This is a genomic window from Exiguobacterium sp. s157, assembly GCF_018618205.1.
GTDB lineage: Bacteria > Bacillota > Bacilli > Exiguobacteriales > Exiguobacteriaceae > Exiguobacterium > Exiguobacterium chiriqhucha.
The window spans coordinates 1-14,352 of sequence record NZ_JACSLQ010000012.1 but is presented as its reverse complement, the minus strand read 5'-3'; the positions used below and the strand labels follow the sequence as shown (position 1 = coordinate 14,352).

Sequence of the window (14,352 nt, the reverse complement as noted above, 5' to 3'; positions counted from 1 at the left end):
GAGATGGCTTCTTTTGTTATATCAAGGAGGCGGACGGATGACGAGAGTATTGGTTGCCGTGTCCGGTGGAATCGATTCGGTCGTCTTGTTGGATCGGGTCATTCGGAACGGTATGGAAGTGGGCGTGGCCCATGTCCATCATGGACTGCGTCCCGAGTCGGATGAAGAGTATGAATTTGTGCGACGTTTGGCCGACAAGTACGACGTGCCATTTCATGGCAAACGGCTCGCTTTCCCGAACGGCGGTTCGCAGGCGAGTTACCGGACGGCACGATATGCGTTCTTTGAACAGGTTATGCAGAAGTTCGGATATACACAACTGATGACGGCCCATCACGCGGATGACCAACTCGAGACCGTCCTCATTCAACTGCAGCGTAACGTCGTCGAAGTGACGGGGATTCCTGAGCGTCGTCCGTTCGCAGGAGGAGAACTCGTTCGTCCGCTCTTATCGGAACCGAAGCGGGAACTGATTGCCTATGCCAAACGATACGGACTTGAATGGCGAGAAGATGCGAGCAACGCCACGACCGAATATTTGCGCAATCAAGTGCGGCATCAGATCGTGCCCCAGCTCCTCGCGTCGCAACCGGATCTTGTTCAAGTTGTGAGCGAAACAGCTCGGCATCAACGCGAATTGTGGCGGACCCGCTACCGACAGATGGAGAATTGGATCCAGGACAACGTGCGACTCGAGATGAAAGCGTTTCACGTGAAATCGGATAACTTGATGTGTCTAAATCCTGTCGAACGATACACCGTCGGGCGCCTGCTATCAATGCGCTACGGGGTAGAGGTGGGGACCGCGATCGACCGTCTGTTAACGAGGGCCCAAGGTTCTGGCCACTTCGACTTAGAGGGGTCATGGGGCCTGCGGAAACAAGACGGGCTCTTATCGTTACAGGCAACTGGTCAATCGCTCCTAGCCCCACACAAACAAGTGGTAACGACCTTCCCAGCACATGTAGTGTTCGGGACTTCGTTATTCTCACTAGACGTTGAGGATGATACGGACGGCATCCCGCTCGAGGCAATCGAGTTGCCGTTAATCATCCGCTCTGTTGAGGCTGGGGACGCGATGAAACTGTCCATCGGGACGAAAAAAGTCGCCCGCATCTTCATTGACGCGAAGATTCCGCGAGAAAAACGGCCTTTTGTCCCATTGGTAGTTGACGCAACGGGACGGATTATCGCTATAGTAGGGGTAAGAGTTTCCGATTTTCCGGATAAGTCGGGTGCGATGTGCCCACGATTAATGGTAAAATGATGATTGTGTCGGATAAGAAAGAGGAGGATTTTAAGATGTCATTAATGAACGATATGGAGAAAGTACTGATTTCAAGCGAAGAGATTCAAGGTAAAGTGAAAGAACTCGCTACAACACTTAGCGAAGAATATAAAGAAGAGTTTCCACTCCTCGTCTGCGTGTTAAAAGGTGCGATGCCATTCATGTCAGACCTAGTCAAAGAAATGGACATCCATTTAGAAATGGATTTCATGGACGTGTCGACGTACCATGGCGGAACGTCATCGACGGGTGAAGTTAAAATTGAGAAAGATTTAAATACATCTGTAGAAGGACGCGACATCTTGATTGTAGAAGATATCATTGATAGTGGACTCACGCTCGGCTATCTCGTCGACCTGCTCAAGTACCGCAAAGCCAAATCGGTTAAAATCGTGACGCTTCTCGATAAACCGACGGGCCGCAAGAACGGATTGTCGGCAGATTATAGCGGTTTCGTTATTCCGCACGAGTTTGTTGTCGGCTATGGTCTCGATTACGAAGAGAAATATCGTAACCTTCCGTACGTCGGTGTGCTCAAGCCGAGCATTTACGGGGGCTAACGTTTTTCTTTTGAAAATGCGTCGTGTTAAGATAAAAGAAATACCCAAAGTATACACATATACTGAATGGGCGAGAACATCGTTTCTCGGAATAGGAGGCAGAGAATGAATCGTGCAGTGAAAAACACCTTAGTTTTCGGTGTGATTTTCCTAGCCTTGATCTTGTTCCTTCAATATTTACAAAACCCGAATAGCCAGAGCGAGACGCTCACGTATTCGAAGTTCTTGGAATATGTGGAAGAAGGTCGGATTGAAACGGCAACCGTACAAGAAATTCCGGGAGCCATCTCAATTACAGGAGATCTAACAGGAGACGAAGATCAGCGTTTTGAAACGAATATCCCGGCCAACGAGGCCGAATACGCCGAAGTGCTCTCGTCACTTCGCGCGGATACCGACATCAAAATCGAAGAAGCAGAGTCGAGTGGTAGCTGGTTCAGCATCGTATTCGCGATCTTACCGTTCATCATCATCTTCATCTTATTCTTCTTCTTGCTCAACCAAGCCCAAGGTGGCGGTGGTGGTGGTCGTGTGATGAACTTCGGGAAATCGAAGGCGAAATTATACGATCAAGAGAAGCGTCGTGTGACGTTTGAAGACGTTGCCGGAGCAGATGAAGAGAAGCAAGAGCTCATCGAAGTCGTTGAATTCTTGAAAGACCCACGTAAGTTCTCGAAACTCGGGGCACGGATTCCGAAAGGTGTCTTGCTTGTCGGTCCTCCGGGAACAGGTAAAACATTGCTCGCTCGTGCAGCTGCAGGAGAAGCCGGTGTACCGTTCTTCTCAATTTCAGGTTCTGACTTCGTCGAAATGTTCGTCGGTGTCGGGGCGTCACGTGTACGTGACTTGTTCGAGAATGCGAAAAAGAACGCACCGTGTATCATCTTTATCGATGAAATCGATGCGGTCGGACGTCAACGTGGCGCTGGCCTCGGTGGTGGACATGACGAGCGTGAACAAACGCTTAACCAACTTCTTGTCGAGATGGATGGATTCAGTGACAACGAAGGGATCATCATGATTGCCGCGACGAACCGTCCGGATATTCTTGACCCGGCCCTTCTTCGCCCAGGTCGATTTGACCGTCAAATCACGGTTGATCGTCCGGATGTTAAAGGCCGTGAAGCAGTCCTCAAAGTTCACGCCCGCAACAAGCCACTTGATTCGACAGTCGACTTGAAGTCGATTGCGCAGCGGACACCTGGATTCTCAGGTGCTGACCTTGAAAACTTATTGAACGAAGCGGCGCTCGTCGCAGCCCGGTCTGACCGTTCAGCGGTATCAGTCGTGGATGTCGAGGAAGCGATTGACCGCGTCATCGCCGGTCCTTCTAAGAAGAGCCGTGTCATCTCGGAGAAAGAACGACAAATCGTCGCCTATCATGAAGCGGGTCATACGATTATCGGGATTGAACTTGAGAATGCAGATGAAGTGCATAAAGTGACGATCGTTCCTCGCGGTAACGCAGGCGGCTATGTCGTCATGCTTCCAAAAGAAGATCGCTACTTCATGACGAAACCTGAGCTTGAAGATAAAATCGTCGGTCTCCTCGGGGGCCGCGTGGCGGAAGACGTCATCTTCGGTGAAGTGTCAACAGGAGCAAGCAATGATTTCCAACGTGCGACTGGTATCGCCCGGAAGATGGTCATGGATTACGGGATGAGCGACAAGCTCGGGCCGCTCCAACTTGGGTCAAACCATGGTGGACAAGTCTTCCTTGGCCGTGACTTCCAAACGGAACAGAACTACTCGGATGCGATTGCACAAGACATCGACCTCGAGATTCGTGATATCATCAACCGTTGTTACGCGAAAGCGAAACAAATCTTGACGGATCGTAGAGACGATCTCGAACTCGTCGCGAAGACGTTGCTCGAAGTCGAGACGCTCGATTCGAAACAGATTCGTCACTTGATTAAGACGCGCGAATATCTTCCGCACGAACCGGAAGAGCCGTCTGAACCATCGAAAGATGATGCAAGCGACGAAGCGAAGAAAGATGAGGCGGCCGTCAAGCACGGACAAGTCATCGATCAGCCTGGAGTCGTTCAAGAAGCGAAGCCGGATGTTGTCCCTGAAGGCGATAAGCCGGAAGCGACACCGACGGAACGCCCGAACAACGAATCACGGTAAGTGTAAGAGACGAATGCCCTAAACAAGGCATTCGTCTTTTTTCGTGTTATAATTCGAGCGAACTGTAATTGACAACAAAGTGAGGAACGCTATCATGATTTTAGTGATTGATGTTGGGAATACAAATATTGTCCTTGGGATGTATGACGGCGAGACACTCGTCCATCATTGGCGCATCTCGACAGACCGCACGAAAACGACCGATGAATACGGCATGCTCGTGAAATCACTGTTCGATCATTCGAACGTCTCATTCGATCAGATTGACGGTGTGATTCTGTCTTCGGTCGTTCCACCGGTCATCTTTCCGCTCGAGCAGATGTCGCAGCGTTACTTTAACGTCCGACCGATTGTCGTCGGTCCCGGCGTGAAAACCGGTCTCGACATTCATGTTGATAATCCGCGTGAAGTCGGAGCGGACCGCATCGTCAACGCGGTCGCTGGAATCGCCAAGTATGATGGACCGCTCATCATCGTCGATTTCGGAACGGCGACGACGTACTGCTATATTGATGAGAACCGCCGTTATCACGGAGGCGTCATTTCACCGGGGATCATGATTTCGGTCGAGGCGCTCTATCAACGGGCGGCCAAGCTGCCGCGCATCGAGCTCGCGACACCGCCTACGGTCGTTGGGAAAAATACAATTCAAGCGATGCAGTCCGGGACGTATTACGGCTATGTCGCACAAGTCGATGGCATTGTCGGTCGTATGAAACGTGAAGTCGGAGAAGCGACCGTGATTGCCACGGGCGGTCTCGCGCGTTTGATTAGCGAGCATGCAGAGACGATTGATGTCGTCGATTCATTTTTGACGCTCGATGGGCTTCGTCTCATCTATGAGCGCAACCAGAAATAAACTTAAAGGAGTTACTCGATATGATTCAACCAGAACAACAAGCATTACTTGACCAAATGAAAGCCGATTACCTCGTCCGTGCCCTCGGGTTCAACGGGGAAGTCCGCGCGTTTGCCGTCCGGACGACAAAAACAATCTTTGAAACGCAACTCCGTCACCAGACGACACCGGTCGCTTCAGCAGCGCTCGGTCGCACGATGACGATCGGGACGATGATCGGTGCGATGCAAAAAGGCGCCGCTCGCGTGACGCTCAAAGTCGAAGGCGATGGACCGATTGGGAAAATCATCGTCGATGCCGATGCGGCGGGAGACGTGCGCGGTTACGTGTCACATCCTCGTGTCGAAGGCGGCACGTTTGTGAATGATCACGGTTTGACAAAGTTGAAAGTCGGTGAAGCCGTCGGACGCGGGACGATCTCGGTCATTAAAGACCTCGGTTTGAAAGACTTTGTCGGCGGCTCGTCTGAGATTCAAACGGGTGAGATTAGCGAAGACTTCACGTACTACTTTGCGACGTCAGAACAAGTACCGTCAGTCGTCGGTGCGGGTGTGCTCGTCCTTCCAGAAGATGAATCGATTCTTGCGGCCGGTGGCATTATCGTTCAATTGATGCCGGATGCGTCAGAAGAGACGATTCAAGCGCTTGAACAGGCGCTCAAGACGTTCCCGCCAGTGTCGGTCCTCATCGGTGAAGAGAAAACACCGGAAGAAATGCTCCATATGCTCCTTGGCGACAGCCTCGAAGTGTTGGATCAAAAACCGGTTCAATTTAATTGCACATGTGGCCGCGACCGTATGGAAAGCGCGATTATCGGGCTCGGTGCCGAAGAGATTCGTCACATGATTGAAGAGGATGGCGGCGCTGAAGCGGTTTGTCACTTCTGCGGCGAGAAATACCACTTCTCGGCGGAACAATTAGAAACGATGAAACAACAAGCACGTTGACCGCTTTACTCCAAATTGCATATTTTGAATCTGATAGGGTATGATTACAATATCGGAATAGTCGGAATTATGGAGGAGGAAATGAAATGCGTATCGTAGATTCAGTAACAGACTTGATTGGAAAGACACCGATTGTGAAGTTGAATGGATTGACTGGCGCTGAAGATGCCACGGTTTACTTGAAATTGGAGTATATGAACCCGGGCTCTAGCGTAAAAGACCGGATTGCGCTCGCTATGATTGAAGCGGCTGAACGAGAAGGGGTCTTGAAACCAGGAGATACGATTATCGAACCGACCAGTGGGAACACGGGAATCGGTCTCGCCATGGTCAGTGCGGCCAAAGGCTATAAAGCGATTTTGGTCATGCCGGAAACGATGAGCATGGAACGTCGCAATTTGCTTCGTGGCTACGGTGCCGAACTCATTTTGACGCCGGGTCCTGAAGGGATGGGCGGAGCGATTCGCCGTGCGACGGAAGAGGCTGAACAAAACGGTTATTTCCTCCCGCAGCAGTTTAACAATGAAGCTAACCCGAACGTGCACGAGATGACGACAGGACCTGAAATCGTCGACGCGTTCGATGCGTCAGGCCTTCAAGTCGATGCGTTCATCGCCGGCGTCGGGACAGGTGGAACAATCACGGGAGCGGGTAAAGTGTTGAAAGTCCACTATCCGAACGTTCAAATCCTAGCGGTCGAACCGGTCGATTCACCGGTCTTGTCGGGTGGTAAACCAGGCCCGCATAAAATCCAAGGGATCGGGGCCGGGTTCATCCCGTCGATTCTAGATACGGAGATTTATGAAGGTGTCCTTCAAATCACGACCGATCAGGCGTTCGAATACGCACGTCTTGCGGCCAAAACGAACGGCGTGCTCGGAGGCATCTCATCTGGGGCGGCGATCGCAGCGGCTGTCGATACGGCGAAACGTCTCGGCAAAGGGAAAAACGTGCTGGCAATCATCCCGTCAAACGGAGAACGCTACCTCAGCACACCGCTCTATCAATTCGATGAAGAATCAGATAGCGTGCGCTCGTAAACAAACGGCAGTTACCGGGAGACAACTTCTTTCGGTAACTGCCTTTTCTTGTGTACAATTAAAGGCATGAATCAGTGGAACGGGGGAATGTGGCGTGAGACAAACAGCGTTCAAAACCATGAGTATGACAAAAGAGAAGATGTACGACACATATATGACATTGACGGAAGGGAAGAAGTATTATGCGTGGTTAGAGAGCGGACGCGTCGGCCGCTATACAATGGCCGGGATTGAACCGTTCGCTACGCTTCACGTGAAAGATGGGGTCGGAACGTTCGAGACATCAGAGGCGACGGAAACACTTTACGGTGACCCGCTCGACATCGTCGAAACAATCCGGACCCGGTACGCCACCGAGCGGCCAGCTGGCGCTCCCCCGTTTTTTGGCGGGATGATCGGCTATGTGAGCTATGACGTAGCCCGGACGCTCGAACGTTTACCGCGGCAGGCGGCAGACGATTTGGCGACACCGGACGTCTCGTTCTTGCTGTTCGATGAAGTAGCGGTCTTCGATGAAGAAGAATCACTTTTATATATGCTCGTTACGACGGACAATCAGTTAGAAGTGAAACTCGATCGCTTTGTCGCCCTCTGGCACACCGAGACGCACTATTCGTTCCCACAGGTCGCGAGCGGAACGCTCGAACGTTCACGTTCATTGTCACAAGAGAATTTCGTGACGGCGGTGCAAAAGATTCAAGACTACATCGTCGAGGGCGATGTGTTCCAAGTGAACTTGAGCGTCCGGCAGTCGGAACCGCTACTCGCACACCCGCGTCACATCTACGACACGCTCCGGAAAGTGAACCCTTCACCGTATATGGGTTATTTCGTTGACGATTCGCTCACGATGGTGTCGGCTTCGCCGGAACTGTTGCTCGAGAAACATGGCGCCGCCATCTCGACCCGCCCGATTGCTGGGACGAGACCACGAGGACGAGATGAGGCGGAAGATCTGGAAATGGCTCGGACGCTGCTCGACAATGAGAAAGAGCGGGCCGAACACGTCATGCTCGTCGACCTTGAACGAAACGACTTGGGCAAAGTCGCGGCTTACGGGACAGTGCATGTCGATGAGCTGATGGTCATCGAGAAGTACTCGCACGTCCAACATATCGTCTCGAACGTGCGCGGTTTGATGCGGGACGGCGTATCGGGAGCCGAAGCACTCGGTGCGATGTTCCCGGGCGGCACCATCACCGGGGCACCGAAAATCCGGACGATGGAAATCATCGAAGAACTCGAACCGGTCCGACGCGGGATTTATACCGGCTCATACGGCTGGCTTAGTTGGGATGATGACCTCGTGTTCAACATCACGATTCGGACGATGGTCGTCAAGGACGGAATCGCCCATGTTCAGGCTGGTGCCGGGATTGTGATTGATTCGGATCCTGAAGCGGAGTACGCTGAATCACTTTCCAAGGCGAAAGCGCTATGGACGGCGAAAGAAAGGACGGAGACGACGGTATGATTTTACTCATCGATAACTATGACTCGTTCACATACAATTTAGTTCAATACTTTGGGGAGCTCGGTGAACAACTCGTCGTCCGTCGTAACGATGACATCACAATCGAGGAAATTGAAGTGCTCGCCCCAAGTTATCTCGTCATTTCGCCTGGTCCGTGCACACCGAGTGAGGCGGGTATCAGCATCGATGCGATTCAGGCGTTTGCCGGTCGCATCCCAATTCTTGGCGTCTGTCTCGGACATCAAGCGATTGCTCAAGCGTTCGGCGGAAAAGTCGTCCATGCCGAGCGGCTCATGCATGGTAAGACGTCAGCGATTCAACATGACGGAAACACGCTGTTTAACGGCATCCCGCAACAGACAATCGTGACACGCTACCATTCGCTCGCGGTCGAACGAGATACCTTACCGTCGTGCTTGAAAGTCACGGCCGAGACGGGCCTAGGAGAGATTATGGCACTCCGGCATGAAACGTTACCGATTGAAGGGGTGCAGTTTCATCCGGAAGCGATTTTGACAGAACACGGCAAAGACATGATTCGTAATTTCGTCGAGGTGTATCGTCATGTGGCTTTGGCATAACGGCGAACTTCGGGGCCGCTCTGAAGTAACGATTCCGGTGGAAGATCACGGATTTTTATATGGGATGGGCCTATTCGAGACGTTTCGAACGTTCAATGGCATCCCGTTCTTGTTTGATCTTCACTGGGAACGTCTCGAAAAGAGCTTAGCGGAACTATGGATTGATTTACCGTATACGAAACAAGAGATGGAGCAGGCGATTCAAGACGTCGTTCGTCAAAACGGGACCCCGAACCTGTATGTGCGCTTGAACGTATCCGCGGGGGTGGCGCCACTTGGACTCTACGACGGACGCTACACTCGTCCGAACGTGACACTGCTCGTCAAGCCGTTACCGGAATCGTTCCAGCCCACGGAAAAACGGCTGGAAGCCATCCCGTTTCCGAGAAGTCGGCCCGAAGCAGCATTCCGCTTAAAATCCCATCATTATATGAACAATATATTAGGGAAGCGCATGCTCGTTGATCGGGAGGCGGAAGGACTGTTCGCCGATGACTCAGGACATGTCGTAGAAGGGCTTGTCTCGAATATCTTCTGGGTCGAAGCTGACCAACTTTGGACGACGCCGCTCGCGACGGGACCTCTGGCTGGGGTCACGCGACGTTGGGTGATGGATACGTTTGATGTGAAGGAACGTGATGTGACGTTTGCTGAACTTACACAGGCAGACGAGATTTGGTTGACCAATTCGGTTCAACAGATTGCTCCGGTCACAGACTATGCCGGGAACAGTTATCCAGGAAAAGACGGGGCAAAATTTAAAGCATGTTGGTCTGTCTTGTTGCATGCGATTGAGAGGGAAGAAACGCGATGACAAAAATCATGGGAATTTTAAATGTGACACCGGATTCGTTTTCGGACGGAGGATGGTATACGGCGCTCGAACAGGCGGTCGCTCACGCCAAGCAACTCGTTCAAGACGGAGCGGACGCGATTGATATCGGCGGGGAATCGACACGGCCGGGAGCCCGGTTCGTCTCGGCGGAAGAAGAAATCGAGCGAGTCGTTCCTGTCATTCGTCAACTGAAGCAAGAGCTCGACGTGCTCATCTCGATCGATACGTACAAACCGGTGGTGGCAAAGGCAGCATTAGAAGCCGGGGCCGATATCATCAATGACGTCTGGGGCTCGAAGTGGGGCGATCAATCGATGGCACAAGTGGCACGGGCGTTTAACGTTCCCATCATCTTGATGCACAATCGCGACAATCGAAATTATGGCCATTTCATTGAGGAGGTCGTCGGTGACTTGTATGAATCGATTGAAATCGCTCAAGCGGCAGGTGTGCCGGATGAGATGATTTGGTTAGACCCGGGAATCGGCTTTGCGAAAGACTATGCGCAAAACATGGAGTTGATGAATCGACTCGACGTGATCACGAACCTCGGTTATCCGGTGTTACTCGGAACGTCGCGGAAATCATTTATCGGGCAAGCGCTTGATTTACCGACCGAAGAACGACTGGAAGGGACACTGGCGACGACGTGTCTAGGCATCATGAAAGGCTGTGCGTGGATTCGGGTCCATGACGTACGAGAGAATAAACGAGCGTCACTCATGATGGACGCGATGCTGGGAGGCGGACAAATTGGATAAGATGTTTGTGAATGGGATGCGTTTTTACGGCTATCACGGTGTGTTTGCAGAAGAGAATCGACTCGGTCAACGGTTTAACATCGATTTGATGTGTGAGTTGGATTTGGCGCCGGCTGGACAATCGGATGATTTATCAGACGGGGTCAGCTACGCCGGTCTCTATCAATTGACGGAAGACATCGTCACCGGGGAGCCGGTCAATCTACTTGAGGCGCTAGGCGAGCGCATTACGACGGCTGTTTTGGCCCACAGCGACAAGATTCAAAGCGTCACCGTCAAAGTGATCAAGCCGGACCCGCCCATCCCGGGTCATTATGACTCAGTCGCAATTGAGATGACACGGAGACGGAACGTATGATGTACGTAGCGCTGGGCTCGAACATTGGGGAGCGTGCCAACTATCTGGCAGAAGCGATTCAAGCGATGGCGGTAAACGGTCTTCAGGTGACGAAAGAGTCATCCGTATATGAGACGGCACCGGTCGGATACACAGATCAGCCATCCTTCTATAATATGGTCGTCGAAGTCGAGCCGTCGCTTTCTGCGGAAGCAGCCTTGCTTCAACTCCAACAGATTGAACGGGACCTAGGGAGAGAACGACTATTCAAGAATGGACCGCGTACAATCGACCTTGACATCTTGGTCTATAACAGCGAAGATATACAATCGAAGCAGTTAACTGTTCCGCATCCACGGATGCATGAACGCGCTTTTGTCCTTGCCCCGTTCGCGGAGATTGCTCCGGCGGTCGAGGTAAAGGGAATGACGGTGCGGGCGTTGCTAGAAGCCCTTCCTGCGTCGGAACGACAAGATGTCGTCCGTCTCGGGCCGTTACAATCATTAGTCAGCTCGGTTTAACGTTAGCAAAGGAAGTGGAGAAGTGTCAGGGTTCAAAATTGGTAACATCGATATAAAGAACCGCGCCGTCCTTGCCCCGATGGCCGGAGTGACAAACCCTGCGTTTCGTTTGATCGCTAAAGAATTTGGCGCGGGACTCGTCTGTGCTGAAATGGTCAGCGATAAAGGGATTTTATTGGAGAACGCAAGAACGCTCCGGATGCTGTACGTCGATGAACGGGAAAAGCCACTCAGCCTTCAAATTTTCGGCGGTTCGAAAGATACACTCGTCAGAGCGGCCCAGTACGTAGATCAAAACACGAATGCGGACATCATCGATATCAATATGGGTTGCCCGGTCCCAAAAGTCACGAAGTGTGAGGCGGGTGCCAAATGGTTGCTTGACCCGGACAAAGTTTACGAGATGGTGAACGCCGTCTCGAATGCGGTGGATAAGCCGGTCACGGTCAAAATGCGCCTCGGTTGGGACGAAGACCATATTTATATTCTCGACAATGTTCGGGCGGCTCAATCCGGAGGAGCGGCGGCGATTGCGATTCATGGTCGTACGCGGTCTCAACAATATGAAGGAACCGCAAACTGGGATTGGATTGGCGAAGCCAAGAAGATTGCGACGGTTCCGATTATCGGTAACGGCGATATCTCGACACCTCAAGAAGCAAAACATGCGATTGATCACTATGGTGTCGATGCCGTCATGATCGGGCGGGCAGCGCTTGGTAACCCATGGATGCTGTATCAAACGGTGCAGTATTTGGAGACGGGTGATCTTCCGCCAGAACCAGCGGCGCGTGAAAAAATCGACATCTGTATGTTGCACCTCGATCGCTTGATTGCCATCAAAGGAGAAGTGACGGCCGTTCGCGAGATGCGTCAACATGCGGCGTGGTACTTGAAAGGGTTGAAAGGCAGCGGCCCGGTTCGGAAGCAAATCAACGAAACGGAATCGCGAGATGCTTTTGGCATCGTGTTGTATCATTTTGTGGAACAGCTCGAGCGACAAATGCAAGAAGTGTGAACTAGTGAAAAAAATTGATTTGTGGTAAGCTTGTTTGGCGAAAAAGTGAACCACACAAGCAAACGGTTTAGGCTGTGCTGTTGGCCGTGAGGCTGACAGTTTTTTATTAGACATCCCCAATACGTATAGAGGAGTGAATGGAGTAGTGAGTCACGAGTTGGAAATGAATGACCAAATGCAGGTTCGGTTTGAAAAAATGACCGAGATGCGTGAACAAGGGCTTGACCCGTTCGGACGTCGGTTCGAACGTTCTGCCCACGCCGGTGAATTACATGAACAATATGAGGCAATTGAAAAAGAAGCCTTGGCCGAACAAGACGTCGAAGTGACGCTTGCCGGACGAATCATGACGAAACGTGGAAAAGGGAAAGTCTTCTTTGCCCACATCCAAGACGTCACAGGACAAATCCAAATCTACGTGCGTAAAAATGACGTAGGTGACGAACCGTTCGATTTATTCAAATCATCTGACCTTGGTGACATCGTCGGGGTGAAAGGGAAGCTGTTCAAGACGAACGTCGGCGAATTGTCGATTCATGTTGAAGAGTTCGAACTCTTAACAAAAGCACTTCGTCCGCTTCCTGATAAATATCATGGCTTAAAAGATGTTGAGCAACGCTATCGTCAACGTTATTTGGATTTAATTACGAATAACGATTCGCGTCAAACGTTTATTCTGCGTAGCCGGATCATCTCGGAAATTCGGAATTTCTTGAACCATCGCGGTTACTTGGAAGTCGAAACACCGATGTTGCATACAATCGCAGGTGGAGCGGCGGCCCGTCCGTTCTTGACGCACCATAATGCACTTGATATGGAATTATATATGCGGATCGCCATCGAGCTTCATTTGAAGCGCTTGATTGTCGGTGGTCTCGAGCGCGTGTATGAGATTGGCCGTGTCTTCCGTAATGAAGGGATCTCAACACGTCATAACCCAGAGTTCACGATGATTGAATTGTATGAAGCGTATGCGGACTATAATGACATCATGGATTTGACAGAAGAACTCGTAGCTCACGTAGCCCAAGAAGTTCTTGGCACGACGGACGTTCAATATGGAGAAGATACGATTCATTTGGCTGTCGGTTGGAAACGTGCGCACATGGTCGACTTGGTTAAAGAAGAAACAGGCGTCGATTTCTGGCAACAGATGTCTGATGAAGATGCACGTGCGCTTGCAAAAGAGCACGGTGTCGAGATTCAAGACCATATGACATTCGGTCACATCGTCAATGAATTCTTTGAGCAGAAAGTCGAAGAAACATTGTTACAACCGACGTTTGTCACCGGTCACCCTGTCGAAGTATCGCCATTGGCGAAAAAGAACGATACAGATCCACGCTTCACGGATCGATTTGAATTGTTCATCGTTCGTCGTGAACATGCTAACGCCTTCACGGAATTGAATGATCCGATTGATCAGCGTGAGCGTTTCGAAGCTCAACTTCTTGAGAAAGAAGCAGGGAATGACGAAGCCCATGAATTGGATAACGATTTCCTTGAGGCACTCGAATACGGAATGCCGCCAACGGGCGGTCTTGGAATCGGAATCGATCGCCTCGTCATGTTGTTGACGAATGCACCATCGATTCGTGATGTTCTATTGTTCCCGACGATGAGACACCAACAGTAAAGAATCGTTTTAACCTCTCGCTCTTACGGGCGAGAGGTTTTTCTATGGAGAATGTTGCCGGTGTAAAGAGGCTAAAAACTTTTTCAGAAAAACTTTTGCAAAAAGTCTTGCGTTCTATTTAAGGATGCGGTAAAGTAATAAACGTTGCCGCTGATGGCAGCGGAAAAGAATAAAAAAAGTGGTTGACAACTGTGTCGATGACTTGTATTATTTTAAGAGTCGCCAATGAGCGACAGACGAACTTTGAAAACTGAACGATGAGGCAAAAAAAGTTTTACAATTTTTGAATGAAGCGCAAGCTTCGTCATTTTTAAAGAGCTATATCAAATTCTTTGGAGAGTTTGATCCTGGCTCAGGACGAA

At 50.9% G+C, this 14,352-nt stretch carries 14 protein-coding genes; all 14 read left to right on the top strand.

Features of this window, described 5'->3' with window-relative positions; genetic code table 11:
- Positions 1-37: 37 nt before the first annotated feature.
- The 14 genes from tilS to lysS all read left to right on the top strand — a co-directional run bounded on the left by tilS (position 38) and on the right by lysS (position 13,990).
- A complete protein-coding gene (gene tilS / locus KNP67_RS14435) occupies positions 38-1,267 on the top strand; it encodes a tRNA lysidine(34) synthetase TilS (protein ID WP_214756918.1) in 1,230 nt (409 codons plus the stop codon).
- Between the two features lie 35 nt (positions 1,268-1,302).
- Positions 1,303-1,848, top strand: a complete 546-nt coding sequence (gene hpt / locus KNP67_RS14430) for a hypoxanthine phosphoribosyltransferase (protein WP_021068188.1) — start codon at positions 1,303-1,305, stop codon at positions 1,846-1,848.
- Positions 1,849-1,953: 105 nt separating this feature from the next.
- Positions 1,954-3,981: an ATP-dependent zinc metalloprotease FtsH gene (ftsH, locus tag KNP67_RS14425; protein WP_131472974.1), complete on the top strand. Its 2,028-nt coding sequence runs from the start codon at positions 1,954-1,956 to the stop codon at positions 3,979-3,981.
- 94 nt (positions 3,982-4,075) lie between these two features.
- Complete coding sequence (locus KNP67_RS14420) at positions 4,076-4,840, top strand: type III pantothenate kinase (RefSeq protein WP_214756917.1); 765 nt, start codon at positions 4,076-4,078, stop codon at positions 4,838-4,840.
- 20 nt (positions 4,841-4,860) lie between these two features.
- Complete coding sequence (gene hslO, locus KNP67_RS14415) at positions 4,861-5,787, top strand: Hsp33 family molecular chaperone HslO (protein ID WP_285800929.1); 927 nt, start codon at positions 4,861-4,863, stop codon at positions 5,785-5,787.
- Positions 5,788-5,873: 86 nt separating this feature from the next.
- Positions 5,874-6,827, top strand: a complete 954-nt coding sequence (cysK, locus tag KNP67_RS14410) for a cysteine synthase A (protein WP_214756915.1) — start codon at positions 5,874-5,876, stop codon at positions 6,825-6,827.
- 94 nt (positions 6,828-6,921) lie between these two features.
- Entirely contained in the window at positions 6,922-8,301 is a 1,380-nt protein-coding gene (locus KNP67_RS14405; RefSeq protein WP_214756914.1) for an anthranilate synthase component I family protein, read from the top strand.
- A complete protein-coding gene (gene pabA / locus KNP67_RS14400; protein ID WP_214716320.1) occupies positions 8,298-8,882 on the top strand; it encodes an aminodeoxychorismate/anthranilate synthase component II in 585 nt (194 codons plus the stop codon). The genes KNP67_RS14405 and pabA overlap by 4 nt, the downstream gene beginning before the upstream one ends.
- On the top strand, positions 8,866-9,696 hold the full coding sequence (locus KNP67_RS14395) for an aminotransferase class IV (RefSeq protein WP_214716322.1): 831 nt from the start codon (positions 8,866-8,868) through the stop codon (positions 9,694-9,696). Before pabA ends, KNP67_RS14395 begins: the two co-directional genes overlap by 17 nt.
- Complete coding sequence (folP, locus tag KNP67_RS14390; RefSeq protein ID WP_214756913.1) at positions 9,693-10,478, top strand: dihydropteroate synthase; 786 nt, start codon at positions 9,693-9,695, stop codon at positions 10,476-10,478. The genes KNP67_RS14395 and folP overlap by 4 nt, the downstream gene beginning before the upstream one ends.
- Complete coding sequence (folB, locus tag KNP67_RS14385) at positions 10,471-10,836, top strand: dihydroneopterin aldolase (protein ID WP_021068197.1); 366 nt, start codon at positions 10,471-10,473, stop codon at positions 10,834-10,836. The genes folP and folB overlap by 8 nt, the downstream gene beginning before the upstream one ends.
- Positions 10,833-11,336, top strand: coding sequence for a 2-amino-4-hydroxy-6-hydroxymethyldihydropteridine diphosphokinase (gene folK / locus KNP67_RS14380; RefSeq protein WP_021068198.1), 504 nt, complete (start codon positions 10,833-10,835; stop codon positions 11,334-11,336). The genes folB and folK overlap by 4 nt, the downstream gene beginning before the upstream one ends.
- A 79-nt stretch (positions 11,337-11,415) precedes the next feature.
- Entirely contained in the window at positions 11,416-12,354 is a 939-nt protein-coding gene (gene dusB, locus KNP67_RS14375; RefSeq protein WP_051627769.1) for a tRNA dihydrouridine synthase DusB, read from the top strand.
- A gap of 145 nt (positions 12,355-12,499) precedes the next feature.
- A complete protein-coding gene (lysS, locus tag KNP67_RS14370; RefSeq protein WP_021068200.1) occupies positions 12,500-13,990 on the top strand; it encodes a lysine--tRNA ligase in 1,491 nt (496 codons plus the stop codon).
- Positions 13,991-14,352 lie beyond the last annotated feature (362 nt).